The sequence below is a fragment of the Craterilacuibacter sinensis genome (assembly GCF_009831765.1).
Classification (GTDB): domain Bacteria; phylum Pseudomonadota; class Gammaproteobacteria; order Burkholderiales; family Chromobacteriaceae; genus Craterilacuibacter; species Craterilacuibacter sinensis.
Genome location: NZ_WSSB01000008.1, coordinates 15,067 through 37,387, shown reverse-complemented (window position 1 = coordinate 37,387; position 22,321 = coordinate 15,067). Strand labels below are relative to the sequence as shown.

At 56.7% G+C, this 22,321-nt stretch carries 28 protein-coding genes; 12 read left to right on the top strand and 16 right to left on the bottom strand.

Going from position 1 to position 22,321, the window contains the following annotated elements:
* Window positions 1-27: 27 nt before the first annotated feature.
* The 5 genes from GQF02_RS09755 to GQF02_RS09735 all read right to left on the bottom strand — a co-directional run bounded on the left by GQF02_RS09755 (window position 28) and on the right by GQF02_RS09735 (window position 4,410).
* Window positions 28-591: a LutC/YkgG family protein gene (locus GQF02_RS09755; protein WP_160796759.1), complete on the bottom strand. Its 564-nt coding sequence runs from the start codon at window positions 589-591 to the stop codon at window positions 28-30.
* Complete coding sequence (locus tag GQF02_RS09750) at window positions 588-1,967, bottom strand: lactate utilization protein B (RefSeq protein WP_160796757.1); 1,380 nt, start codon at window positions 1,965-1,967, stop codon at window positions 588-590. The genes GQF02_RS09755 and GQF02_RS09750 overlap by 4 nt, the downstream gene beginning before the upstream one ends.
* Window positions 1,964-2,707, bottom strand: coding sequence for a (Fe-S)-binding protein (locus GQF02_RS09745; protein ID WP_160796755.1), 744 nt, complete (start codon window positions 2,705-2,707; stop codon window positions 1,964-1,966). Before GQF02_RS09745 ends, GQF02_RS09750 begins: the two co-directional genes overlap by 4 nt.
* Before the next feature lie 192 nt (window positions 2,708-2,899).
* Entirely contained in the window at window positions 2,900-4,102 is a 1,203-nt protein-coding gene (locus GQF02_RS09740; RefSeq protein WP_160796753.1) for an Arm DNA-binding domain-containing protein, read from the bottom strand.
* The gene (locus tag GQF02_RS09735) at window positions 4,060-4,410 is read right to left on the bottom strand and encodes a hypothetical protein (protein WP_160796751.1); all 351 of its coding nucleotides are present in this window, start codon (window positions 4,408-4,410) and stop codon (window positions 4,060-4,062) included. The genes GQF02_RS09740 and GQF02_RS09735 overlap by 43 nt, the downstream gene beginning before the upstream one ends.
* A gap of 195 nt (window positions 4,411-4,605) precedes the next feature.
* Here GQF02_RS09735 and GQF02_RS16095 point away from each other — a divergent pair, with 195 nt between their 5' ends.
* Window positions 4,606-4,731, top strand: coding sequence for a hypothetical protein (locus GQF02_RS16095; RefSeq protein WP_268891010.1), 126 nt, complete (start codon window positions 4,606-4,608; stop codon window positions 4,729-4,731).
* Window positions 4,732-4,984: 253 nt separating this feature from the next.
* Here the strand turns inward: GQF02_RS16095 and GQF02_RS09730 are convergent, their stop codons facing one another.
* From GQF02_RS09730 to GQF02_RS09695, 8 genes are all read right to left on the bottom strand, one after another.
* Entirely contained in the window at window positions 4,985-5,302 is a 318-nt protein-coding gene (locus GQF02_RS09730; RefSeq protein ID WP_160796749.1) for a helix-turn-helix domain-containing protein, read from the bottom strand.
* Between the two features lie 82 nt (window positions 5,303-5,384).
* The gene (locus GQF02_RS09725) at window positions 5,385-5,786 is read right to left on the bottom strand and encodes a hypothetical protein (protein WP_160796747.1); all 402 of its coding nucleotides are present in this window, start codon (window positions 5,784-5,786) and stop codon (window positions 5,385-5,387) included.
* Window positions 5,787-5,850: 64 nt separating this feature from the next.
* Window positions 5,851-6,597, bottom strand: coding sequence for a nucleotide-binding protein (locus GQF02_RS09720; RefSeq protein ID WP_160796745.1), 747 nt, complete (start codon window positions 6,595-6,597; stop codon window positions 5,851-5,853).
* A gap of 4 nt (window positions 6,598-6,601) precedes the next feature.
* On the bottom strand, window positions 6,602-6,946 hold the full coding sequence (locus tag GQF02_RS09715; RefSeq protein WP_160796743.1) for a hypothetical protein: 345 nt from the start codon (window positions 6,944-6,946) through the stop codon (window positions 6,602-6,604).
* Window positions 6,947-7,050: 104 nt separating this feature from the next.
* A complete protein-coding gene (locus GQF02_RS09710; RefSeq protein ID WP_160796741.1) occupies window positions 7,051-7,218 on the bottom strand; it encodes a hypothetical protein in 168 nt (55 codons plus the stop codon).
* Between the two features lie 126 nt (window positions 7,219-7,344).
* Window positions 7,345-7,632: a hypothetical protein gene (locus GQF02_RS15840; protein WP_220789418.1), complete on the bottom strand. Its 288-nt coding sequence runs from the start codon at window positions 7,630-7,632 to the stop codon at window positions 7,345-7,347.
* 212 nt (window positions 7,633-7,844) lie between these two features.
* A complete protein-coding gene (locus GQF02_RS09700) occupies window positions 7,845-8,297 on the bottom strand; it encodes a hypothetical protein (protein ID WP_160796739.1) in 453 nt (150 codons plus the stop codon).
* Window positions 8,298-9,234: 937 nt separating this feature from the next.
* Entirely contained in the window at window positions 9,235-9,939 is a 705-nt protein-coding gene (locus GQF02_RS09695; protein ID WP_160796737.1) for an XRE family transcriptional regulator, read from the bottom strand.
* 71 nt (window positions 9,940-10,010) lie between these two features.
* Here GQF02_RS09695 and GQF02_RS16215 point away from each other — a divergent pair, with 71 nt between their 5' ends.
* From GQF02_RS16215 to GQF02_RS09660, 7 genes are all read left to right on the top strand, one after another.
* Window positions 10,011-10,211, top strand: coding sequence for a Cro/CI family transcriptional regulator (locus tag GQF02_RS16215; RefSeq protein ID WP_160796735.1), 201 nt, complete (start codon window positions 10,011-10,013; stop codon window positions 10,209-10,211).
* A 167-nt stretch (window positions 10,212-10,378) separates the two neighbouring features.
* Window positions 10,379-10,954, top strand: coding sequence for a hypothetical protein (locus GQF02_RS09685; RefSeq protein ID WP_160796733.1), 576 nt, complete (start codon window positions 10,379-10,381; stop codon window positions 10,952-10,954).
* Window positions 10,951-11,118: a hypothetical protein gene (locus GQF02_RS09680; RefSeq protein ID WP_160796731.1), complete on the top strand. Its 168-nt coding sequence runs from the start codon at window positions 10,951-10,953 to the stop codon at window positions 11,116-11,118. Before GQF02_RS09685 ends, GQF02_RS09680 begins: the two co-directional genes overlap by 4 nt.
* Window positions 11,084-11,335 carry a hypothetical protein gene (locus GQF02_RS09675; RefSeq protein WP_160796729.1) on the top strand — a complete coding sequence of 84 codons (252 nt, stop codon included), beginning with the start codon at window positions 11,084-11,086 and terminating at the stop codon, window positions 11,333-11,335. The genes GQF02_RS09680 and GQF02_RS09675 overlap by 35 nt, the downstream gene beginning before the upstream one ends.
* A gap of 2 nt (window positions 11,336-11,337) precedes the next feature.
* Entirely contained in the window at window positions 11,338-12,273 is a 936-nt protein-coding gene (locus tag GQF02_RS09670; protein ID WP_160796727.1) for a hypothetical protein, read from the top strand.
* Window positions 12,270-12,899 (top strand): hypothetical protein, encoded by a 630-nt coding sequence (locus GQF02_RS09665; protein WP_160796725.1) that lies wholly within the window; start codon window positions 12,270-12,272, stop codon window positions 12,897-12,899. Before GQF02_RS09670 ends, GQF02_RS09665 begins: the two co-directional genes overlap by 4 nt.
* 80 nt (window positions 12,900-12,979) lie before the next feature.
* Window positions 12,980-13,486 carry a hypothetical protein gene (locus tag GQF02_RS09660; protein WP_160796723.1) on the top strand — a complete coding sequence of 169 codons (507 nt, stop codon included), beginning with the start codon at window positions 12,980-12,982 and terminating at the stop codon, window positions 13,484-13,486.
* Window positions 13,487-14,200: 714 nt separating this feature from the next.
* Here the strand turns inward: GQF02_RS09660 and GQF02_RS09655 are convergent.
* Window positions 14,201-14,830, bottom strand: coding sequence for a TetR/AcrR family transcriptional regulator (locus GQF02_RS09655; protein ID WP_160796721.1), 630 nt, complete (start codon window positions 14,828-14,830; stop codon window positions 14,201-14,203).
* Window positions 14,831-14,936: 106 nt separating this feature from the next.
* On the opposite strand from GQF02_RS09655, the gene GQF02_RS09650 reads away from it, so the two are divergent.
* The 4 genes from GQF02_RS09650 (at window position 14,937) to GQF02_RS09635 (ending at window position 19,883) form a co-directional block, all read left to right on the top strand.
* The gene (locus tag GQF02_RS09650; RefSeq protein ID WP_160796719.1) at window positions 14,937-15,893 is read left to right on the top strand and encodes a DMT family transporter; all 957 of its coding nucleotides are present in this window, start codon (window positions 14,937-14,939) and stop codon (window positions 15,891-15,893) included.
* An 891-nt stretch (window positions 15,894-16,784) separates the two neighbouring features.
* Entirely contained in the window at window positions 16,785-17,384 is a 600-nt protein-coding gene (locus GQF02_RS15955) for a LexA family protein (RefSeq protein ID WP_160796717.1), read from the top strand.
* 2 nt (window positions 17,385-17,386) lie between these two features.
* A complete protein-coding gene (locus tag GQF02_RS09640) occupies window positions 17,387-18,649 on the top strand; it encodes a Y-family DNA polymerase (protein ID WP_160796715.1) in 1,263 nt (420 codons plus the stop codon).
* A 271-nt stretch (window positions 18,650-18,920) separates the two neighbouring features.
* Window positions 18,921-19,883 carry an IS1595 family transposase gene (locus GQF02_RS09635; RefSeq protein WP_160796713.1) on the top strand — a complete coding sequence of 321 codons (963 nt, stop codon included), beginning with the start codon at window positions 18,921-18,923 and terminating at the stop codon, window positions 19,881-19,883.
* Between the two features lie 389 nt (window positions 19,884-20,272).
* Here the strand turns inward: GQF02_RS09635 and GQF02_RS09630 are convergent, their stop codons facing one another.
* Window positions 20,273-20,908 (bottom strand): SLATT domain-containing protein, encoded by a 636-nt coding sequence (locus GQF02_RS09630; protein ID WP_220789417.1) that lies wholly within the window; start codon window positions 20,906-20,908, stop codon window positions 20,273-20,275.
* 84 nt (window positions 20,909-20,992) lie between these two features.
* Window positions 20,993-22,318 carry a hypothetical protein gene (locus tag GQF02_RS09625; RefSeq protein ID WP_160796709.1) on the bottom strand — a complete coding sequence of 442 codons (1,326 nt, stop codon included), beginning with the start codon at window positions 22,316-22,318 and terminating at the stop codon, window positions 20,993-20,995.
* Between the last annotated feature and the right edge of the window lie 3 nt (window positions 22,319-22,321).

Here is a 22,321-nt window from a genome sequence, read left to right as displayed (position 1 = left end):
ACGAGCCGGCTTTTTTGCGTCTTGCTTCTACACAAACAGTACCAGCGCCGCCATGGCGCCGTGCGCGCCCATGACCAGACTTTGCTCGATATCGGCCGTGCGCGACGAGCCCGAGATAAAGCAGCCGAAGCCGTGTTCCTCGATCCTGATGTGGCGGTAGGCGTCGCGCATGGTGTCGACCAGTTGCGCGCGCGGCACGACCAGTACCAGCTTTTGCGTCAGAAAATAGAGCGAACGGTAGCGGTTGCCGGGCGTACTGACCCATACCGCCGCATTCTCGGCGACCGCGAGCTGGCCGGGTACGATCGCGACATCGACATCATGCCAGGCATGCGGGCTATCGGCCTCCTCGTGTCCGGCTTGTGTTAAATCGACCAGACGGCCGTGAGCGGGGAAGTGCGCCGCGACGGCTTGTCTGATGGTCTGGTTTTCTGCCAGTTGCAGCGCCTGCCCGCCTAAGTTGGCGATCAGGCCGGCAAATGCCGCGTAGCGGTCGTCGTACTGCACGAAAGGCAGTGCATGGATGTCGGGCAAGGCGGTGGCCGGCGGACGGGCGGTGCGTATCCGCGCGAGGATGGCATCGCGGCTCATGGTTTTTTCCTGTTTTGCTGCCACCACTGCTTAAAGCTTTGTGCTGGCATCGTTGGCAACTCGCGTCCGGGGCGGCTGTAAGGAATGGCGCTATTGAGGCGTTCGGGCAGGATGGGGACGATTTTGCGCATGGCACCACCGGCCAGCTCGAAGAGCTTGGGGTGGCCAAGCAAGGTGCGCAGTGCCAGTACGCCACCCTTTTTTCCCTTAGCCATGGCGCCGGCGTCAAAGGCGCGGGCACGCTGCGCGACCAGCTGGTCGGCCAGCGGAATCTTGACCGGGCACACATTGTTGCACGAGCCGCAGGTGGTACAGGCAAAGGCCATGCTTGCATGCTTTTTGATGTCACGGCTGGGACCCAGCGTCGAGCCTATCGGCCCGGGAATGATGTAGCTGTAGCTAAAGCCCGAGCTTCTGCGGTACACCGGGCAGGTATTCATGCAGGCACCGCAGCGTATGCAGCGCAGCGACTCGTAAAAATCGGCGCGGCCGAGGATGTCGCTGCGGCCGTTGTCGACGATCACGATATGCATCTCGCCACCGGGGCGGGCCCGTTCGAAGTGCGAGGTATAGGTGGTGGTGGGCGAGCCGATGGCCGAGCGCGCCAATAGCCGGGTAAACACGGACAGGTGTTCGAGCTTGGGAATGACTTTTTCCAGACCCATGCTGGCAATATGAAGCGGCGGCAGGGCTGCGCCCAGATCGGCATTGCCTTCATTGGTACACACCACCACCGCGCCGGTTTCGGCGATGGCGAAATTGACGCCGGTAAGCCCGGCATCGGCGCTGAGAAAGTGTTCGCGCAAATTGGTGCGTGCGGCGTGGGTGAGGTAGGTCGGATCGTTATTGCCGGCCGCTGTACCCAGCTCGCGCTGGAACAGTTCGCCTATTTGCTCTTTTTTCAGATGGATGGCCGGCATCACGATATGGCTGGGCGCCTCGTGCCTGAGCTGCACGATGCGCTCGCCCAGATCGGTGTCTATCACTTCGATGCCGCGTGTTTCCAGATAGGGGTTGAGGCCACATTCCTCGGTCAGCATGGACTTGGATTTGACCAGTTTTTTCACCGAATGCGCGGCCAGAATGCCGTGCACGATGCGGTTATGTTCGGCGGCATCTGCCGCCCAGTGCACCATCACGCCATTGGCGCGGGCCTTGGCCTCGAATTCCTGCAGGTAAACATCCAGATGCGACAGCGTATGCGCCTTGATCTGGCGTGCCAGCTCGCGCAAGCCTTCCCACTCCGGCAATTGTGCCGCCTGTACATCGCGCTTGTGCCTGACCCACCAGATGGCCGAGTCGTGCCAGCTGGCGTGGGCATGGTCTTGTAAAAAGTCGCGTGCGGCGCGGGCGTGGTTGACGCTATCGTCTTTCATGCCGCGGCCTTTCCGTTCAGGATTTCGACAATGTGCAAGGTGCGCAGCGTACCGTGCTGGTGGCGCAGGATGCCGCCCATATGCATCAGACACGATGCTTCGGCGCCCACGATAAACTCGGCGCCGGTCGCGGCATGGCCGGCGATACGATCCTGACCCATGGCGACCGAGACGTCCGCTTCATCCACGCAGAATGTGCCGCCAAAGCCGCAGCACTCGTCACGCCTCTGCGGCTGGGTGAGGGTGATGCCGTCGACCAGCGCCAGAATGCGTTCCAGCCGCGACTGGTAGGGCAGCATCAGTTCGGAGGCGGTGGCATGGTTGCGTTGACGCAGTCCGTGGCAGCTCTGGTGGATGGAGACCTTGTGCGGAAAATACACCGGCTTGGGCAGCGCGCTGACGTTGAGTACGTCTTGCAGGAATTCGACGATTTCGTAGATGCGCGGCTGCAGGGCGGCATAGCCGGGCGTATGTGGCGGGTAATGGCAGGCGGTGTGGCTGACGCAACTGCTGGATGGCGCTACCACATAGTCGTAGCCGGCAAACAGCTGGCTGAAGCGGTGCGCCGCCGCCGCCGCGCCCTTAAGATCGCCATTATTGAAGAGCGGCTGGCCACAGCAGGTTTGCGCCATCGGATAGTCGACATCCAGACCGTAGGCTTCCAGCAGTTCCAGCGTGGCAATGGCTATATGCGGCGTCAGCGCGTTGACGTGACAGGGGATAAACAGACCGATTTTCATGGGTTCGCACGGCATGTGGGCATGGGCGAATTAAAGCGTAGCATCCGAATGTTTGCTATCGGGTTTGACCCTATGCCGGACGGGCTTGGCGGAAGATCACAGGAGTCGAACCTGTTTGAGTTACGACTTGAAAGCCTTGCTGGATAAGGCTTTGCGTTTTGTGCTGTTTTTTTTGTGCGACAGTTGTGCGAATTAGCCGGTAGGTTCGGCGGCTTTTGAGCCGGTCTGGAGCGGTGATGACCAGTCATTGACGGGCTTGTATCCGCCTGCTTTGGTTGTGTCAGGTATCCATCTTCCATAGTTTCGGATAACCATCTCGGTGTCTACATGGCCAAGCTGTGCCGACACCCACATGATGTTTTCACCGGCCGACAGCATCATGGACGCGAAGGTGTGCCTGGTCTGGTATGCGTTGCGCTTTGCCACCCCGGCGCGCTTCAGTATCGTCTCCAGCTGGCCGTCGATGTGCTCGGCTTTTTCCCAGGGTTTGCGCTGGTGCGGGTTGATCCAGACATGGTTGTCGCCGATGTCCTGCCAGGTGATTTGCCGCTGGGCGTGCAGTGCGTCGAGAGACGCGGGGAGTAGCAACACCTTGCGCGTGCCGGCTTCGGTTTTGGTACCCTTTTCCTTTCCTTTGACGAATGCGCGACTGACATGCACAGTTCCGGTGGCGAAATCCACGTCGCACCAGCGCAAGGCGATCAGCTCCGAGGTGCGCAGGCCTGTATAGCAGGAGAACAAAAACTGGTTGTGCATGGAGCCAGAGCAGGCCGACAGTACCGACTCGATCTCAGCTTGGTTGAAAGGCATGGGGGCATAGTCTGTGGTGGCGGTGCTACGCGGGACTAGCTTCTTGAGTACGACACCGACAAAAGGGTCGCGCTCGATGATGCCGTCGGCTAGTGCCTGTTGCACGATGTGTCGCAATGGGATCAAATCATTGCTGACCATCTTGATCGTCACCCTACGTTCCGCGGCCCAGTCCCGGATATCGGCGCCGCACAGATCCACAATGCGCATCGCGCCGAATGCCGGCTTGAGTTTGAAACCTACCGCCTTGCGGTACTCGATCATGGTCGAGTGCGCCAAGATGTGCTCCTGCTGGCGCAGGAACTTGTCCAGTAGCTCGCTGATGGTCGAAGATGCCGCGGTCATACCAAACAGCTTGGCCCGTTTGGAGCGCGGAAAATAGTCACCATAAGCGAACGTGCCGCGCTCGATGGCGTTGATGACTTCTGCCCGTAGCCTGGCTGCGTACTTCATGTTTGCCGGTGTGGGCTCCAGCTTGATGGTTTCCCGGCACTCGACGCCGCGAAATGAAAAGGCCACCTGTATCGACTTGCCGCGTGCGTTTACGCCGACCGTCGCGGTGCCGAGCTGCTTGTTGATGCCCATTTCTCTACTGCCTTCAGGTTGATCCAGATTTTCTTGTCGCCCGCGCGCCGCCATTCGACGCCTTCCAGCCAGATTCCGCTGCGCCTGCGCGAGCGGATGCACTCGGACGACTCGCCGGATGCTTCACAGTAGCGTGATAACGGCACCCACTCAAGCAGGCGCTGCCCACCCATCGGACTTGCGGATGTTGCGGCCTTGTGCCGAAGCTCGGCCACTTCCGACTCTAGTGTGGCAAGCCGGTCGGCGAGTTTTGCGGGAGCGGAGATGGCCGACGCCAGTGCGGCGGCCAGTGATTCGTGCGATTCCATTGCATCCTCCAATAAGAAACCCCGCTCAGTGGCGGGGTGTGATGTAGCGCAGTAGTGGCTTGCCATTGCGGTAGCCGATGTGAACCCAGCGACCTAGCATTCGCACCCCCTTGCAGTTTTGTTTCCATGTGCCGGCGTGATGCGGAAGCCAAATAGGGCTGTCTCCTCCACTTTATTCTTGAGTAGGAGGGGGTTATGTTCTGGTCGGGTCATGGCGAAGGTGGGGAATGCCATGTGTGCTGTCCTGTCGCAATGATGGTGCAGTCCTGCCTGGCCCAGCTGCGCCAGGCGCTGATGGTGCTGTGCTGGTTTCCGCTGTAAAACACTGTGGTGAGCGTGCCTCGGGGGTTTAGCTCGATGCGCTCAACGCTGCGGGTGCAGCCGAAGCGTTTCAGCACATCGCCAGGTGTGGGGTGTTTTCTGGGGTCTCGGGTCATCGGTCGCCTTGCCAATATGAAAGGCCCGATGTGGGCCTGGTCGTGGTGTGGATCTGTGTTCGGGCTTGTCTCGGCTGCGGCCAAGTCGGTCACGTGAGCTGAAGGGGCCTCGCTGCGCTGCGCCCGGGCTCGTCTTGCTAGACTGCCGCTTGTTCACCTTCGGTTTTCACCTGTTGGCCCTTCACTGCCGAGCGCAGGCTTTTGTATAGATCGGGATGGCTTTCTGCCAGATACGCAACGATGGCCAGATCCTCGTGCTTGATCTTGGCGAGGTCGATCTGTTCGATATGGACCAGGCGCAGCAGTTCTCGCGTTGGCTTCGGCATATTGCGGCCGGCTTCATAGCGGCTGCCGCCGGACTGGGTAACGCCGATGGCGGACCAGAATGCTTGCTGGTTCAGGCCAAGCTTGCAGCGGATGTCACGGGGATGCTCGATGGGGGCAAACAGTTTCATGGGTGTGTCCAGTCAAAGAGAAGTAGGGCATTAAGATGGGGCGGCTGACGGTGATGCTGGCTTATCTGGACGGTGTATTTGTTCAGATGAGTTCCAGGCTGGAGATTCCGCCTTCCGGCATGGGGCGGGTGCCTATGGTGTCACCTTGCACATGACGCTCCTTGAAGTGGCGGGCGCCGGGCGTGGTCGGTACATAAGGTTTGCAGGTCTGGATCGGTTCTGCGCCATCAGCGCGTGGCCGCCCCAATTTGACGCCCTTTTTCAGGCAGCCACAGCTTTTCACCCGGCCTTCCCTGACGCGATAGACCGAGAGAACGGCTTCCTTGCCGCAGATGCAGCGAAAGCGGGCCATCCTGATCTTGCGCCCCCTGACGATTTCGAAGCCGGTATCCTCAATCAGGGTGAGGTATTTGAGTTCGGGATTGCCTGCTGCGGAGCAGGCGGTGGCGGGGGCTGTTTTGGGGTGGGGTTTGGCGGTAGTCATGATGATCTTTCTTTCAAGATGGTGTGGCCGTCGAGCGGCGCTGTTACATGCCCGGCTGGCTGTTTCATGCCGCTGCAGCCTGCGGCGGATTCAGGAGGGGTTGCAGCTGGCGGCTGACATCCTCGCGGATCTGCCATAAGCGATGGCGCGGCATGGTGCCGAAGGCTTCATGCTTGAGTGCTTGTTCGAAGGTCAGCGCCTTTTCGGTCATCAAGGCCAGATCACGGCCGTAGGTCTCGCTATTGCGCCGTTGCAGGGTGACGACGCCGGCAATGCGCGCCCGGTATTTGAGATAGAGACTGGACTCGGTAAAGCTGCGCCCCTCCCGTTCGACCGGGCCAAAGAATTCATTCAGCCACACCACCACCGGGGCATCGGTACTGGCCAGTAGCGCGGACAGGCCGGCCAGGGTGTCCTCCATTGCTTGCCCGCCCACCAGAACGCTGTGCAGCAGGACCTGCTTGCCGACATCGCGCAGCACCGCCAGCGCACCGGTCTCGGCCAGATAGCCGGTAACCGGAATAAAGCTGGTCGCGCCGTTGTCGACCACACTGTCGCCGTCATGCGCCAGCAGCCATTCGATCATGTCGTCGATGGCGCGGCTGTTGACCTGGCGTTCGCGGTCGAGCAGCGGCAGGGTGCAGACATTCAGTGCCTGGTAACGGGCCAGCGTCTGGTTGACCGGATCGGTATCGATGGCCAGCAGCGGACGGCCGTTGTCGGTGATGGACTGGGCAATCAGGCTGGCGATCAGGCTCTTGCCGACGCCGCCTTTGCCTTGCAATACGATATGGATGGTGTCTTGGGTCATGGCTTTACCAATCGGTGGGTTTGTCACGGTACTGCTGGTAATCAAAACCGGCGCTTGAAGGCGCCGGTGTGCGGGGAATGGGTAGGGCCGGCGGGACGGCCTGGCTTGGCGCATGAGGCGGCTTTCGTTTGGGGTGGCGGATGCGGTACAGGGTGACGCGCAGCTGATCCAGCGTGAGTGTCAGGCCGGCAGCGGCGAGGGACTGCACCAGCTCGGCCTGACTGACACCGCGCGCCATGGCCGCCTCGATCTCCGGTAAAAGCATCCGTAGCGCGGCCGTCTTATTGATTGGCCGTTCTCGCCCCGGCAGCGCCCTGACTGCCTGTTTGCGCTGCTGTTCGCTGTTCATGCACGCTTATTCCTGTTCATACGGTGTTCATTTCGGGTTCATGGGGTGTTCATACCGTGTTAATGCGAGGACATGACGTGTCATGAACATGGACGGCAAATAAGTCAGCGCACCGTGGCAATGACCCGCTGGGGCGCACCGGTGGTTGGGCGCACCGCGATAAAGACCGGCTCGCCGGCGGCGGTAAAGTAGGGCGATTTGATGATCCAGCCCGAACGGCGCAGCGTGCGCAGGGCGGTGTCGGAAGCGTCCAGCAGTTTGATTTCATCCATGGTGTTTCTCCCTGGGAAGGTATGGGGTGGCGCCGACCACCCTTGCTATCGGGTTTAGCGGACGTTCCCTTGAAGTGGCCTCGCTTAAGGAGGCCGTCATGGCGGTGGCGCTATGCGCCTGCCTGTTTACGCGTCAGTGATGGCGGCTTCATCCCACCACGCCTCTGCCTGGCGGCCATCTGCGGTGACATAACGCACGAGATAGGATTTTGTGCCCGTGCTGTATTCTGCACGCCCAATCACGACGCCCTTTTCGGCAGATAGGGTGAGCTGTACTTCTTGGTTCAGTTGGTATTCAAAGTCATGCATGTGATGTCCTAAGTTTGAGGTTTGTGCAAACTCACGTTCTGAAAACACGCGGCGCGATACAAGGCAAAGATGACTGGCGCGGACGCTAAACAGCCTGGGGCTCATGGCTTACCTTCTTGCGTGCTGGTCGAATGAATAGCAAAGGGATACGGGTGATTTCTGACAAGGGGGATGGCGCCATCGGACTGCCGGATGGCTGGCGCCTGCCGTTTGCACTCCTCAACCTGGTGGGTCAGAGTGCGTGACCCGGATAACCCGGCCTAAGCCGCTGCGCAGGTCGTAGCGCAGAGATCAAACAACACGAAAACGGGGTGCGCTTAGGCTGTCGCAGGGGTGGACGAACCATCCGGACGGCTTGATGGTCGTGCCAGATCCAGGGCGATACTGAGCGCGAAAATAGCCGCGGATGCCGGATCGGTGTGCGGGTAGCTCTTGATGACCTGACCATCGACCAGGTAGTGGAAATCGACGGCATTGGGCTGGCTGAGATCCAGTAGCCAGGCATGGCCGTGCGCTGGAATCAAAGCGGCCGGCGGTGCTTGCTGGGGCGCTGTTTGGGAAGGTATGTCTATCTGGTTGATCAGCCTGGCCGCTGCCAATAGGTCGTTGGCTAGTTTTTCGGGACCAGACACGCCCATGCTGGCCGGCCAGCTCTCCAGTTTGCAGTGGCCGGAGGCTTCACATACCGCCTCAAAAATCCGTCGTTGCTGTGACGGGCTGACCGCAACCAGGGGCAAGGTGGCGGCTGGGCTTGCGGATGCTGCTTTCATTGGCCTGCTCCTATGATGGACACCCCAACCGCCTCGATGAAGCGGCTCGGGTGTGGCCCCTGACGGGGGCAGTCGTTCAAACTGTCATGCTCAGGGCGCTGGCAACTGCTTTACGGAACCGGTAATAGTGGTGGCGCCAATTGCTGTGGGGGTGACCCCATCGTGTGCGGCAAGTCAGCAGCTTGTTCATGCGCACTCCATTGGGGCGCTTTTTTTTCGGGAATGGCGCATATCGCAGCGGCCCTGCGCAGTGTGTTGTGCTTGCCATACGGGTCTCCTGTTCCTTGCTTTCATCTGTTAGTGCCTGGTCGCCGCACCGCGAGATGCGGGCTATTTGTAGCGGGTTTGGCCGCTTACGGCCGGCCAGTCGTTCAAGCCGTTGTGTTCAGGCCGCTCCCGCCTGTTTCTTGCACTTCTGCCGCGCCTCATGTTTCCGTCTTCTGCGTTAAGTGCCTGCCATCGTTGCCTTCTGTGGGTGCGCCTACGTCGCTCGCGCTTTGTCCACCCATTCCGGCCTCGCGCATCAGGGTGAGGTGTGGGGATCTTGTTGACGCCATCATTGCGGTGCTGTTGCTGCAGCCCGTCGCGTCTGGCGTCGTAACGTGGATTATTTTGTTAAGGATCGGAGCTCTTAAATTAAGTTCTCTGGCATGTCGGCAATTTAGCAAGCTAAATTTGATGCGTCAAGGTAAAAGTTTAGCATGCTGAATTTCTGGTTTGGGAGTAGTGGTTTTAGGAACGCAAGTGCATCTCTAGATCTCTAGAAAAGATTGCTCTGCCTTGAGTGGGAGCTGTAATGCTGCTTGGTGTGCTAGGGAAGTGAGATCTTTGCCGAAGGAATTCGGAGAGATAGGAAAAAACAAGAGTGGGTTGTTGCTTAATGGATGAAGCATGTAGGTATGTGCCTACATGCTTTTGTCTTAATTTAGGCTGTGATTTATAAGTTAAAACTTACTGATACGACCTGGCCAACGATATGTAATGTTTCGGGATCTTCAGGGCGTAGTTCCATATCTTTGTAATTTTCGCGATTATCAGACCGTGCCAATAAGCTCCCATCCATCTGAAGGATCAGTCGCTTAACGTAGCACTCATTGCCTTTGCAAATTACATGTACTTTCCCGCTAACTATCTCGTTCTGTTTATGTACGATCAGACTAGCCCCATTCGGTATGGTTGGTTCCATACTGTCGCCGTTAGCGACAATAGAAAACAAGTCTTCCGCTTTGTAGCCATTACGTTTAGCCCAGCCTCCTCGGCAGTAGTTTGGTTGCCCCTTAGTATCAATTTCTAGCACTGGTTCTCCATTGCCAGCAGAGGCCTTTACCGTGTAGCGAGGGATGGCTATGACATCATGCTCAATGTCTTCATCACTATTTATCACTACTACAGGACGCCATGGCGTTTGGATGGCTGCTCCAAGGTTCGGAGCCAACATTTCACCCTTCCCAGTCGCAAGCCACTCGGGGTGAACGCCAAGAGCTTTTGCAGCTTTATGCAAGTGCGTTGATTTTATGTCTTTGGTTTCGCCTGTTTTCCACAGAGTGAGTGCGCCAGGTGAAATGCCGATTTCGCCCGCGATCTCCCTTTGGGATTTCCTAGAGTGCTTGATAGCTAAAATTACTCGTTCTGCCAGTGTCATGTTCAGAATTCTAAACCCTGATAGATTTAGCATGCTTGCACGTCTGTCATTTAGTATGCTAAATTTCACGTATGAAGAAAACGACCGCACTAAATTATTTTGGTTCGCAAGCTGCTCTCGCAAAGGCGGCAGAGGTGAATCCAAGCGCGGTATCTCAATGGGGCGATGATGTACCAAATGGGTCAGCCTACGTTTTGGTGAGGTGCCATCAAGCGTTAGCCCGTCTTGATCGGAAGGAATGGCTTCAACAGTCGAAAGAACAGAGCTTGTAGTGTCTTTTTGACATCGAGCGCAGTAGCACTAGTCCTTTGCATGCAACAGCCTCCGTTAGTGACTCGCACGACGGTTGAAGGTTTCCCTTGCTTGCCCTTGCCTGGGCGAGCTTTGCCGGTCTTGGCCGGCGTTTTTATTCACTGTAGTGGCTGTATTGGAGCGCGTCATGAAAGCAAACCCACATCAAACATGGATCAGTGTGTTGCGTGATCATGTCGGCGCTTGGCGCCAGCGTAAGCGTTGGTCCAATGAGACCGTAGCTGCCGAGATTGTCGAGTCCTACTACCAGCTCGGCTTCGATGCGGTCTGGTTGGTGGACTTCCATCGCGCCGGTCCCTGCATCGATCCGGTGACCGTCATGAAAACCAATAATCAGCGCCTGGTGCGCTGGCTGGATGACCAGTCCAAAGACACCAGTTTGCTGCCGGCCAATATGGTGCCGCTGGTTCTGCTGGCGCTGCCTCTGGATCTGCGCCTGTCAGCGGCGACCGAGATGTTGTCGCGGGTCGGCCTGTCGGTCGGTCTACGGGTGATGGGCAATCAGGCGCAGGCGCATGCCCCCTTGATGACACGCCTGGCGCGTGAAGCGGGCGAGGGCGTCGCGGCATTTGCCAGCCTGGGCGAGCAACTGGATGTGGAACGTCTCAAGTCGGCCGAGCTGGAGCTGGAACAGGCCGCGGCCGAGATCCAGCATTCGCTGAGTTTTGTCCGTAACCAGTTGGTACAGGTATCGCCGGCATGAGCCGCGACTTTGCCCGCCAGCAGATGCAACTGGCCGCCTGGCGTATCAAGCGTTGCCCGGAACGGGAGAAAGCCCAGAACCGTGATCGGGCGCTCCATGCCATCAAGTCGTTTCTGGAGGGTGTCACGCGTGATCGCGTGGGACAAAGAGAGCGGCAGGGCTGAGGCCGATGCCGACTACGTGATGACGCTACCGATAGTCGGCTGGCGCAAACGGGAGTTGCGCCGGCTGGGCGAGATCTACGGGGTGGCCTACCGCAAACGGGTCGAAGAGATGGTGAGTACGCAGTGGACGCGACGCGACAGGTCGAACGAGCTGCCGCTACTGGAACTGGATGGCAACCCGCGCGATACGGCGCTGAGTTTGATCAGGGAGAAATAGGGATGGGTATACGGGACATAGAACGCAGCATGGGGCCACTAGAGTGTGCGGCCATCGAGATGTTGCACCCCAGTAGCGAACGACTCTACCGGCGCCTGCGTCGGCTGGTAGACCGGGAGTCTGGCATGGTCGGCAATCGCCCTGACAATCAGGCCAGCTATGCCATGCTGGCCCAGTTCGCCCGCTGGGATCCGCCACAAGGTAGCAAGCGTAGCCCTTGGCTGGCGACGCGCCGCCAGACCGAATGCGCCGTCGACGAAATGGTGCGTTGTGGTTTGGTCGAACGGGTTCAACTTCCCGATATGCAAATGCGCCTGTGTTTGCGTTTCCCTTTGGTATTGCAGGATTCTTGCGCCCTATTTGATGATCGTGTGATGAACGTGCCCCTGGAGAGTACGGATGAGCGGGTGAGTCCAAGCCCCGCCCCGCAAGTCTTTGCCATGCCTGAACGTGCGGTAGAGGCGGTGCTTGAGGGGCAGGATGATCGGGCCATATCTAGTCATCTGGATAGAGATGAGATGAACGCGCGCGCGACGCCTTTTGATGAACATTGGGCAACTGCCGACGACGTGGTCTCCTTGTCAACGTCAGGACTGGCTGCAGCTGATGCTGTCGCGGTACTGCGTCAGCAACTGGCGAAACACAATATGGTGCCCGATGGACGTTTCATGCGTGCGGTACAGCCGCTAATCACTATCTGCCAACAACGACCGGTCAGCCGGACCGAGATCCTGTGCGCCTTCGACGATGCGCTCACACGCAAGGTCGGCAACACCACGGCTTACGCCGTCAAGATCATCGAGAGCGGCAGTCTGATTGAGCTCCCGTCCTGTGCGACACGTACTTCCTCCCGAGCCGGTTCGTCCCGCCATTCGCCAGCCGGTGGGAGAGGGCGTGTCTCTGCTGTTGAATCGTTTATGCAGGAGGCGTGGCAATGAGCAATATCTCCGTGTTTGACCCGCAGGCCGAGCAGCAGCCGCGTAAAGCCCACCCCAGTGCGGCAGCTTATGTGCTGAGCCGGTTCTCTAGCATCTACCGTGGCCGGCTGGATAAATCGCTGCCATCTGTCGAGTCGGTGCGTGCCTGGGTGGCCGAGATGGATCACCACCTGAAGCGTTGCCGTATTAGCCGCGAACAGATCGACATGGCCCTGCAGCGCGCTGTCGACGGTTATGAGTGGCCACCATTGGAAGTGCCGGTGTTCTTGCAGTTGTGTAGCAAACTGCCCGACTTAGAGCTGGCTTTCAGTGAGGTGCAGCGCTATGCCTACGCCCGGCAAATGGGCGAGGTGGTGCGGGATGCGCAGGGGCGCGAACAGGCATTGTCGCATCCGGCACTGCACTGGGCCGCTGACCGTCTGGGCTGGGATGTTGTGCGCAACAGCAGTTACAAGAAAGTCACCAAGCGGTGGAGGGAGGCCGTTGATGAGGTGATGCAATGGCCGTCATGGCCTTCGCCCACCCCTTTACGAATCACCGACGCTGGCGGATTGCGTACCGCCGGCGCCCACCGTCAGGCCATGGAGGAGGCACGGCGCATTCTAAAGCAAAGGCACAGCGCTTAAGGTTAGGCAGGACCCAACAATAAAGCCGCACAACGATGGGGCTAAAGGGATCTCCAGGCAAATATTCAGGGGGGTCTGTGATGTGTAAAGTATTAAAGCAGGTGCGTTGGGCGATCGAATACCTGCAGTCGGGTGGTGTCGGTGCCGTTCATTACAGTGATCTGCCGCGCGGCAAGGGAAAACAGGAAGGGCTTTGCGGTCGTATCGAAGCCACCCGCTTGCTGGAAGCCCTGATCAGTCTGCCGGTCGAGCAGCATCTGGCCATCATGGCCAGACTGCATGCCGACAATATCCGTCTCGGGCCGCCGGCCTGGAAAGAACTGGCGGCGAATGTCCGGCATGTAAAGGGGCCGGACAGCGTTCGCTTCGGACAGGCCGGGTGCGACTGGATGGTGCGCAAGTGGATGCGCCCGGGCGATGGCAGCTGGGCCGAGTTCGGTCGGCTGTTTGGTTGCGATGGCGCGACGGCGCAGAGCCACTACCGCAAGGTGTTCGAGCCGCTGCTGGATGGCTGGCTGATCGCGGCTCGCGGCTCGCTGGAAGTGATACTGGAAACGGTGTTCGAACCGAATCCACTGGCTGCCTAAGCGGGAGGCCGGCCGATGGTGTCCCTGTCAGGCATGGCATGAGGGCATCAAAGGCCGGCAGCCTGGGCCGCCTGACCTTGGTCGGTTTTCTCGCACTGGCTCTCCAAGGTGGGGCAGCCCAACCGATCACCCACCCCGGTCATGACCCAGCCAACTAGTCATCACCGCCATGTCCCAGTCTTGAGCGGTTGGCGTTCGCCGGCCTAGCGGAAATTAAACATGGTCATCAGTCCCCGTCGACAGGATCTGCAGCAGGGGGAGGGTGGGGTCAAAGTCTAGGTAAAACTGGTCGGAACCGCGTGCCTAACTACGAATTTTTATGGAGAGCTTTTTAGAAAGGGGGGGGGTAACCAGGGATGCGCTGTGCTGCATGCAAAGTGCAGCGGCGTTCTTTTATGGAGCCGGAAGGGCAGAACGTCCGCCATTGGCCCCGCACCGGCCGCTGTCGGTCATGGCTGGATGGGGGCGGGGAAACTAGGCATGCAAGCAAGCTGGAAACGTGATTTAGCCTGGTGGCCATCCATTCACGTCGATCTATGTGATCCGTGTCGCAGGTTGCTAGGAAAAAAAACAACTGAGCGGCTGACGGAATCCCCGTATGCGTCTAATCATCCCACCTTGCTAAACAGGATGCGGCGAGGTTGGCACTTGAGGCCGGGGTACGTCGAGTATTGAATAGCGGCGGCACTAGTCTTTGTCTCTCTATAAAACCCACTAAACCGCGCTGAGAGGAGAGAGGCTATCAAGCAGTTTTTTTGAAGCGGTAAGGGAGTCATCCAGGCTGCAGGGAGTGCCATTGGCTCTTGCAAAAATGTACCCGCCTTGAACAGATGAAAGCAGCAGATGTGTAATCGCCGTGGCATCCAGCATCCTGGATAGTGCCCCTTGCTCCTGGGCAGCTTGAACATTACTTTTAATGAACTGCTCTACCACTGTGAAATAGAGGCGAATCGGCTCATAGACTTCAGGCTTCTCGATGGATGACTCGTAAACAAATCGACCTAATTTGCAGCCTCTGAGAGCATCCCGCTGGATTTCAAGGTACTTGTAAAGGCGCTTGAGCGAGGAGGACTCGGTCGAAACGATGTCTTCGAGAACTGCAATTTCACGGGAAGAAATATCCTCAAGTACGGCGTGTAGCAAGTCCAACTTTCCGGTGAAGTGATGATAGAAGCTTCCTTGACCAACACCGCTGAAGGCGTAGAGATCATGGGGGCTTGTCGATTCAAATCCTTTGACCCAGAACAGCTCTCGGGCTGCGCTAAGTAGTTTTTCTCGCCCTCCTACCCGCTTTAGGGGGGCTTTGTTACGCGATATATCGACCAATGTGGATGCTTTAGACATAATTTAATGTACCTACTAGTATGTATTGTGCAAGTATAGCACTTGGCTCTCTTGCCGCAGCCAAGGAAATGGGGCCGTGTTCGTATAAAACGATAAGGGATTTGTAATGAATATCAAATCAAATGTTGCTGTTTCTGGCCTGCCTATCACCCAGCCTGAGTCCGTTTCGCCTGTAAGCCATTTATTGCTTCCGTTGATGTTTGTGGTGTTGTACGGCAGTGGATTTGTTGGCGCGAAGTACGGTTTACCCTACTGCCCACCTCTAACTTTTTTGGTTCTTCGTTTCACAATAGCGGCGGCCTTGATTGTTGTTTTAGCGATGCTCGTTCGAGCACCGTGGCCAAAATCTCTGAGAGAGATTTTGCATATTGCCGTAGCTGGAGCCCTTACGGTTGGGGCGTTCTCTGCTGGCGTATTTGTGGCTATTTCTGTTGGCCTGTCACCAGCAATTTCCGCACTGATCATTGCTCTTCAACCGATATTGGTCGCCGTATTTGCGCGCCGGGTCTTGGGGGAGTATTTGTCGTGGCAGCAATGGATTGGCTTGGGAATGGGGCTGATCGGTGTTGCATTTGTAGTCTGGCATAAAATCGATTTCAGTGCCTTCCAGCTTTTTGGAGTGGGAATGTCGATTATCGGCCTGTTCGGGGTCACGCTGGGTAATCTCTATCAGAAGCGCTTTTGCGCAAGCATGAGCATTTTTCCTGGCGGAGCTATTCAGTCTGCCACCTCGGCTGTACTACTCCTGCCGTTCGCAGTTATTTTTGAGCGTATAGAGGTTGTCTGGCATCCCGAATTCGTCATCGCACTAACCTACATGTCAGCCGGAGTATCGATTGGTGCGCTTAGTTTGCTTTACATCATGATTCGCCGTGGTGATGTGAGCAGAGTAGCCAGCGTTTTTTACCTGGTTCCCGTCTCTGCAGCTGTCGCTTCTTATTTGCTCTACGGCGAAATCTTTGACATTCAAGTGATCACCGGTGTTTCGGTGGTTGCTATTGGTGTGTATTTCGTTAACTCGAGTTCGAATATCGTGGTTAAATTTTTTCGGACACCCCGGTAGGGTGTTTTGCTGCCATAGTCCGCTCATTGAATCCCCCGAGTTTTGTAGAGGCTCTCTCTACACGATTGGGTGTGGGCCTGCAGTCATGAACGCCCCAGCATGGCGCTCGGCGGCCTGACCCCGAAACAGAAATTCGCATGGTTAACTAACTAAACTTCAGAGCTTTGCTGAAAATGGGGGGGGCTGTAATTTCGCACACTTTCTTTTTCGTGGCCGTCATGTCGAATTGAGCTGGAAGTAGGGGGGAGAGCGCCTAAAAACGGAGTGTGAGACACTTAAAAAGTGTGCGAAAGTCTGACAAAGTGTGCGATTTAGCCCTTCAGTCCTTGCTAGTTCCCAGGTTTATCATTACGGCAGAAAAAATGTTCTAATAGCGCCAAGATGTTGAGAAGCCCATAATCTTTCTAATAGCAGCAAGGGGTCAAGATCAGCCCTTGAAAATGTGATTTAGGCAGCGAAGTTCGAGGGACAGAGGATCAGTCGAATCGCTATTCGCTCACGACTGATTGTCCGATCGTAAAAATGAAGGCGTTGAGCGTTAGGGAACCCGAAGAAGAACCTGACATAGGCCTTAGTTAGCCACACTGCGAGCAATGCCTGAATCGATGAAAAAAGCTCCGCATTCAGACTGGTGAACTGCAATCTGCAGCATTCAAGCAAGATCAGTCCCTCCATATTCCCCGCCGCAGGCGTCGCCCGCGCCTGACCCGAGAGGGACTGGCGAGTTTGGTTTTCGCCGTAGGCGTCTCCTTGGCCGCAGGCTTATTCCCTAGCCGCAGGCTTACTCTTTGGCCGAAGGCCTTCACTCCCGCCGTAGGCGTTGGTCATTTTGTGTGCGGTGTGTACCGAGCACTGTTAGAATGCTGTTACAGATTTCTAATGGTGGTATCTATGAGCCCCATCTCCAAACGCGGCGGTGCCCGTGCCGGGGCCGGCCGCAAGCCCGGAAGCGGTCGTTTTCTCGAACACACGGTGGTGAAGCGTGTGCCCGCATCGCTCGTGCCGGAACTGGATAGCTGGCTTGCCGGCTTCGTTCAGTTGCAGGCTGAGAATGCGGCGCTGCCGCCGGGGGCTCTGGCGCTAGCCGAGTCGCTACTGCCTGCAGCCATCCCGTTGATGCAGGACCCAGTACGCGCGGGTTTTCCGTCGCCGGCCGCGTCGTATACGCAAAAGCGTCTCGACTTCAACGACTATCTGGTGAGTAATGCTGCCGCGACCATTGCGGTATACGCCGCTGGAAATTCAATGGCCGATGCCGGTATTGACGACGGCGACATGCTGGTCGTGAATCGCTCACGTGAGGCGATCAATGGCGACATTGTGGTCGCGCAGGTCGGTACCGAATTCACGGTCAAGCGCTTGCGCAAGCAGGGCACGCATATCGAACTGCACCCGGAGAATGCGCGGGAGACTTTTCCGGTGATTGTGCCGACCGAGGACGCCGAGTGGCAATTGATCGGCGTGGTCACCTTCGTCATCAAGAAGCTGTAAGCGTGTACGCCCTGATCGACGGCAACTGTTTCTACGCCTCATGCCAGCGTATCTTCCGCCCGGATCTGGCGCACAAGGCCATCGTCGTCCTCTCCAATAACGATGGCTGTGTGGTGACCCGCACCCGCGAAGCCAAGGCCCTGGGCATCAAGATGGCCGTGCCATTTTTTCAGATCGCGCATCTGGAGCGGGCCGGTCTGTTGACTGTGTTTTCCAGTAACTATGAACTGTATGCCGACGTATCGGCGCGCATGATGGCCAGCATCGCCAGCCTGGTGCCGCAGGTCGAGGTGTATTCCATCGACGAGTGTTTCGCCGATCTGGCCGGCATGCCTGACGAGCTGACCACGCTGGGGCATCAAATCCGCGCACGTGTCGCCCAGTGGGTGGGCATCCCCACCTGTGTCGGCATCGCGCCGACCAAGACCCTGGCCAAGTTCTGCAACCATCTGGCCAAGCGCCATGACCGGCTGGGAGGCGTACTCAACTGGCAGGATCTAAACCCAGAACGACAGGCCAAGGCCCTAGCCAGTGAGCCGGTGGGGGAGGTGTGGGGCATCGGTCGCCAGACCGCCGACAAGTTGGGGCGGATGGGTATCCTCACCGCGCTGGATTTGGCGCGGGCAGACCCTGCGACGATTCGAGCCCGGTTTGGCGTGGTGGTGGAGCGTACCCAGCGTGAACTGCAGGGTATCGCCTGTCTGAAACTGGAGGATGCGGCGCCGGCCAAGCAGCAGTTAGTGCGCAGCCGCAGTTTTGGCGGCCTGATCCATGACCAGGCAGAACTCGCTGCCGCCATTGCCCACCATGTCGCCGAAGCCGCCGCCGACCTGCGTGCCCAGGGCAGCGTGGCCGCGATGCTGGGGGTTGAACTGCACACCCACCGCTTCCACGAGCAGACCCCACAGCATCACGCGCTGGAGTGGACCGCCTTGCCGGTACCGTGCAACGACACCCTGGCTTTAACTCGTGAGGCTCAACGCCTGCTGGAACGCCTGTACCGCCCGGGCTTCGGCTACAAGAAAGCGGGCGTGCTGCTGAGTGGAATTGAGACCGGCCCGGCCCGGCAACTGGACCTGCTGGCCGAAGCGGTATCGCCGACACGGGAGGCCTTGCTGGCTACGCTGGATACCATCAACACGCGCTATGGCCGCGGCACCCTGCGGCTGGCTGCCGAAGGTCTAGGCCAGCAATGGCATATGCGCCGTGATCGGGTGAGCCCATGCTATACCACCTGTTTTGCTGACCTGCCGCGGGTGGGCTGAGCACGGCAAGGGTGACCACACCAATCAAAACAGATAGGTGCAGACGCGGTAGGGCACTCGCGCACCGTCACAAAGGGAAGTTCGCATAGGGCACACATCCGGACGGGCGGCCCAATCTTGATGCGCATGCAAACCAGTCATCCACCCCCAAGCCGCCGCAGGCGTTTCCAGAGCCTGCCCCGCCAGGGCAGGCGGGGTTTGTTTTAGGCGATGTCCCAATTGCAAGTTGGTCAACTAAGCTGAAGCAAGCCCTTTATCAGGGAGTGCGATGATGGATACCCAATCCTTTCAACGTCTGCTTGCTCAGCTTGATTCTCTCAGCCCCAAACAGCGGGCCTCGCTTCAAGTCGCCTTGCAGGCTTCTCCTCGGCATGACGTCTTGGAGGAGTCGCTTCCCGATCTGCAGGCATGTCCGCACTGTGCAGCGCCTGTCCAGCGACTCATTGGCTGGGGCTGGCAGCGTGGCCTGCGCCGCTACCGTTGCAAAGTTTGCTTGCGCACCTGCAACGCCTTGACCGGTACACACCTAGCCCGCCTGCGCAAAGCCGATCGCTGGCTTGATTACGGCGACGCCCTGATTCAAGGGCTGACCGTGCGAGCTGCCGCTCGGCAGTGTCGCGTCAACAAGAACACCGCCTTCCTGTGGCGGCATCGTTTCCTGTGCAGTGTCGCTGGCCATCAGGCCGAGCACGAACGGGGTGTGGTGGAAATAGACGAAACATTCTTCCTCGAATCCTTCAAGGGACAACGCCGGTTACCGCGCCCTGCCCGACAGCGGGGCGGTGTCGGCGCAACCCGTGGCACAGGCAAAGATCAGATTCCGGTGATGGTGGTACGCGACCGTGATGGACATGTTGCGGACTTCAAGCTCGACAAGCTGGATGCCGTGCATGTGTCAGCCGCCCTGGAGCCATTGGTGGATGCCGAAGCCGTGTTGTGCACGGATGGAGCGGCGGTCTACGCAGCATTTGCCCGCAGGCACGGCATCACCCACCAAGTCGTGCAAGCCAAGCCAGGTCTTCGGGTACGAGGCGCCTTCCACATCCAGAACGTGAATGCCTATCACGGACGCCTGAAGGATTGGATGGCGCGCTTTCACGGCGTAGCAACCAAGTATCTGGTCAACTACTTGGGCTGGAGACGTATGCTGGAACGATATCATCGACAGATCCAGCCCGTGCACTGCCTGCAGGAGGCGTTAGGTCGCGGTTACCAACTCGTTATTGGGACATAGCCTTGTTTTACGCCGAAGGCGTTTCCCTGGCCGCAGGCCTTTACCCCCCCCGAGGCACGAGGGGAGGGGCTTATAACTAAAGCACTCGCATTGTCTGTTGAAGTTCAATAGCGGACATCATGGGTCGTTTCTGAATCATCCACTTTGGCCGCATAACGGACGACCCCGTACAGTCCGGTTGTCGGCCAAGGCTGTCGGTCAGCAAGGAGATGAGTACCGACCATTTACACAGAATTTCGGTCACTCCTATATCAACATTCTCCGTAGGTTGTCCCCAGCCTCTCCCACACCGATGGACCACGAGTTCAGTCTTGTGGAGTCCGCCAAGGGCTTTCATATTACTTCTTTTAGTGTATGAATTTGAAATAATCAGACTGAAAAATTAGACTCTATTTTGCTGCTATGGGTCCAATCCATAGCCAATAAAGCATACCTGAAAAAAGAAAGAAAATAATCACATATTGCAGATAATTTAATGCGTAAAGGAAAAATATTTTTGCCCGTAAATAAATGCATTTTGCAAAGCTAAATTTGTAATTTTCTGGCATATCAATTTGGGCGCGAATGTAATCAGCCCGAAAATCATTTATTGCTGCCGTTTCATATAGTTTCAAAATTTCATGATAATCATCTTTAAAGCAATTATATTGCTCTTGAGTTCCTGAATCTAAGTGAGGATATATTTTTTGCTTGAGCTCACCCAGTCTTGATGCGCAGGAGTACATTTTCTCCGAAAGGCTGGAAAAATCATTTTTATCAATAAGAAGAGAATAAACCAATACTGTAATTGATGAAAAAACCTGGATCAGAGCTAGGTATTTTGATTTTATATTAACACCAAGATCATATGCCTGCATCAGTGACGTTAAAATAAGAACGAGCGAAATAAAAACAATGGTGGCGGTGCTGAGCTTGGTGTGAAGCTTTAAGCGTCTTGAGGAGTGAAATCGAGTTTTTGATGTGGCATCAATTTTTTTATAAAGATTGCCGAAATCATTTTCTTTTTTCAACTGGATAAAGTCCATTAATTTGTGATATCTAATGCTTGAGTTCGGTGCACACCACTAATTTGGCAATAGTACCAAAATCATGCCTCCTGACACGAGGATTTATATTTTGACCAGTTTGCCATAGTACTCCTCATGCATTTTCGCTGCGATACTTGCTAGCTTTGATTCGTTACTCCTTGCAGCCGCCTCGACTAGTTGTTGTACGGTCTTATTCTTGAACTCTACCTGTGATAAATTTTTCGCATTAACTAACTCAACGAAGTTTGCCCGCGGTTTTTGGCTGGAGAATTTTCCAAAAATCCTTGTGTCACTCGGCAGAACATTATTGAGGTAGTACGCCCAGCGCTCCATTGTAATGGAGTCAAGAATTGATTTGGCATAGGCCTGTGCAGACCAAGCAACGCCGTACTCGTTACCGAGCGTTACACACAGTAACGCACTAAGGCAGGCGGGAAAGGCAGGTGTCGGAATAGTTGTACCAAGCCGAGTAAGAGCCTTTACAGCAGCCGCTTCGTTGTAAAAATTATTCAGCCCCTCATGTGCCTTGATGACTGCATCCGCAGCTTTGACGAAAGTATCGCTGCGCAGGTTCTCAGGAACAAAGTCAAATCCCTTGACTTTGAGAAGCGCACTTTTCAGACCACCGACGACTGTTGTCTTACCATCCGCATATGCTTCAGCATATGCATGCCCAACTTGCCAGCGTTCCGTGTGTCGAAGGTTATCCCAGAGCGCAGGCACCAGAGTATTGATATTGGCGAGGGCATGTTCCAAGTTTGCGCCAACATTCTTCTTGGCAGCATTCATTAGCACACTGATGGTGAGCTTATAGAAGAAGTACGGCGATCCTTTCAGCATCTCAACATATGGGTCATCTTCAGAAATGCTCTTTGACTCCAAGGCAGCCCGGAATTCGATGAATTTTGTAGCGACTTCAATCTTGGGTCGACCAAGCACCCCAGCGACACAAGTCTGTAGCGACGCGAGCGCCTCGTGGCTGTTCAATTTTTCGAGATCGCCGTCATCACTGTCCATCTGCGAAAAATGAGTGATGAGCTCGTAGGTATGTCGCAATCTCATCCCATCCGTCGATGAGATGACGCCCAGCTCCTCTGCTAGGCGAATCGCCTCCCTCTCGGTCAGGATGTCGTTGATGTCGTCATCTTCATCTACATCGGTCCGACCAAGCATTTCGCCGATCAGGCCAACACCTACATTCGAGAGTTCTTTCTTGAGCGCATTGATCGTGCGCCCCCAGAGGTAGGTGACACCCATCTCAAAGTGACCTGAATCAAAGGCGGCAACAATTTGCTGCTTATCCTTCTTGCTGAGCTGTAATGCATAGTCGGTGATCGCGAATGGCGTTTTAGCTGTCGCAGGTACTATTTCATTCGGGGCAGGTTGCCAGAGTGCAATTGTGGCCATTGA

What these genes read in the sequence shown, in the direction of transcription:
- GQF02_RS09755 (WP_160796759.1), bottom strand. Translation starts at nt 591, where the DNA reads ATGAGCCGCGATGCCATCCTCGCGCGGATACGCACCGCCCGTCCGCCG.
- GQF02_RS09750 (WP_160796757.1), bottom strand. Translation starts at nt 1,967, where the DNA reads ATGAAAGACGATAGCGTCAACCACGCCCGCGCCGCACGCGACTTTTTA.
- GQF02_RS09745 (WP_160796755.1), bottom strand. Translation starts at nt 2,707, where the DNA reads ATGAAAATCGGTCTGTTTATCCCCTGTCACGTCAACGCGCTGACGCCG.
- GQF02_RS09740 (WP_160796753.1), bottom strand. Translation starts at nt 4,102, where the DNA reads ATGGGCATCAACAAGCAGCTCGGCACCGCGACGGTCGGCGTAAACGCA.
- GQF02_RS09735 (WP_160796751.1), bottom strand. Translation starts at nt 4,410, where the DNA reads ATGGAATCGCACGAATCACTGGCCGCCGCACTGGCGTCGGCCATCTCC.
- GQF02_RS16095 (WP_268891010.1), top strand. Translation starts at nt 4,606, where the DNA reads ATGTTCTGGTCGGGTCATGGCGAAGGTGGGGAATGCCATGTGTGCTGT.
- GQF02_RS09730 (WP_160796749.1), bottom strand. Translation starts at nt 5,302, where the DNA reads ATGAAACTGTTTGCCCCCATCGAGCATCCCCGTGACATCCGCTGCAAG.
- GQF02_RS09725 (WP_160796747.1), bottom strand. Translation starts at nt 5,786, where the DNA reads ATGACTACCGCCAAACCCCACCCCAAAACAGCCCCCGCCACCGCCTGC.
- GQF02_RS09720 (WP_160796745.1), bottom strand. Translation starts at nt 6,597, where the DNA reads ATGACCCAAGACACCATCCATATCGTATTGCAAGGCAAAGGCGGCGTC.
- GQF02_RS09715 (WP_160796743.1), bottom strand. Translation starts at nt 6,946, where the DNA reads ATGAACAGCGAACAGCAGCGCAAACAGGCAGTCAGGGCGCTGCCGGGG.
- GQF02_RS09710 (WP_160796741.1), bottom strand. Translation starts at nt 7,218, where the DNA reads ATGGATGAAATCAAACTGCTGGACGCTTCCGACACCGCCCTGCGCACG.
- GQF02_RS15840 (WP_220789418.1), bottom strand. Translation starts at nt 7,632, where the DNA reads ATGAGCCCCAGGCTGTTTAGCGTCCGCGCCAGTCATCTTTGCCTTGTA.
- GQF02_RS09700 (WP_160796739.1), bottom strand. Translation starts at nt 8,297, where the DNA reads ATGAAAGCAGCATCCGCAAGCCCAGCCGCCACCTTGCCCCTGGTTGCG.
- GQF02_RS09695 (WP_160796737.1), bottom strand. Translation starts at nt 9,939, where the DNA reads ATGACACTGGCAGAACGAGTAATTTTAGCTATCAAGCACTCTAGGAAA.
- GQF02_RS16215 (WP_160796735.1), top strand. Translation starts at nt 10,011, where the DNA reads ATGAAGAAAACGACCGCACTAAATTATTTTGGTTCGCAAGCTGCTCTC.
- GQF02_RS09685 (WP_160796733.1), top strand. Translation starts at nt 10,379, where the DNA reads ATGAAAGCAAACCCACATCAAACATGGATCAGTGTGTTGCGTGATCAT.
- GQF02_RS09680 (WP_160796731.1), top strand. Translation starts at nt 10,951, where the DNA reads ATGAGCCGCGACTTTGCCCGCCAGCAGATGCAACTGGCCGCCTGGCGT.
- GQF02_RS09670 (WP_160796727.1), top strand. Translation starts at nt 11,338, where the DNA reads ATGGGTATACGGGACATAGAACGCAGCATGGGGCCACTAGAGTGTGCG.
- GQF02_RS09665 (WP_160796725.1), top strand. Translation starts at nt 12,270, where the DNA reads ATGAGCAATATCTCCGTGTTTGACCCGCAGGCCGAGCAGCAGCCGCGT.
- GQF02_RS09660 (WP_160796723.1), top strand. Translation starts at nt 12,980, where the DNA reads ATGTGTAAAGTATTAAAGCAGGTGCGTTGGGCGATCGAATACCTGCAG.
- GQF02_RS09655 (WP_160796721.1), bottom strand. Translation starts at nt 14,830, where the DNA reads ATGTCTAAAGCATCCACATTGGTCGATATATCGCGTAACAAAGCCCCC.
- GQF02_RS09650 (WP_160796719.1), top strand. Translation starts at nt 14,937, where the DNA reads ATGAATATCAAATCAAATGTTGCTGTTTCTGGCCTGCCTATCACCCAG.
- GQF02_RS15955 (WP_160796717.1), top strand. Translation starts at nt 16,785, where the DNA reads ATGAGCCCCATCTCCAAACGCGGCGGTGCCCGTGCCGGGGCCGGCCGC.
- GQF02_RS09635 (WP_160796713.1), top strand. Translation starts at nt 18,921, where the DNA reads ATGGATACCCAATCCTTTCAACGTCTGCTTGCTCAGCTTGATTCTCTC.
- GQF02_RS09630 (WP_220789417.1), bottom strand. Translation starts at nt 20,908, where the DNA reads ATGGACTTTATCCAGTTGAAAAAAGAAAATGATTTCGGCAATCTTTAT.
- GQF02_RS09625 (WP_160796709.1), bottom strand. Translation starts at nt 22,318, where the DNA reads ATGGCCACAATTGCACTCTGGCAACCTGCCCCGAATGAAATAGTACCT.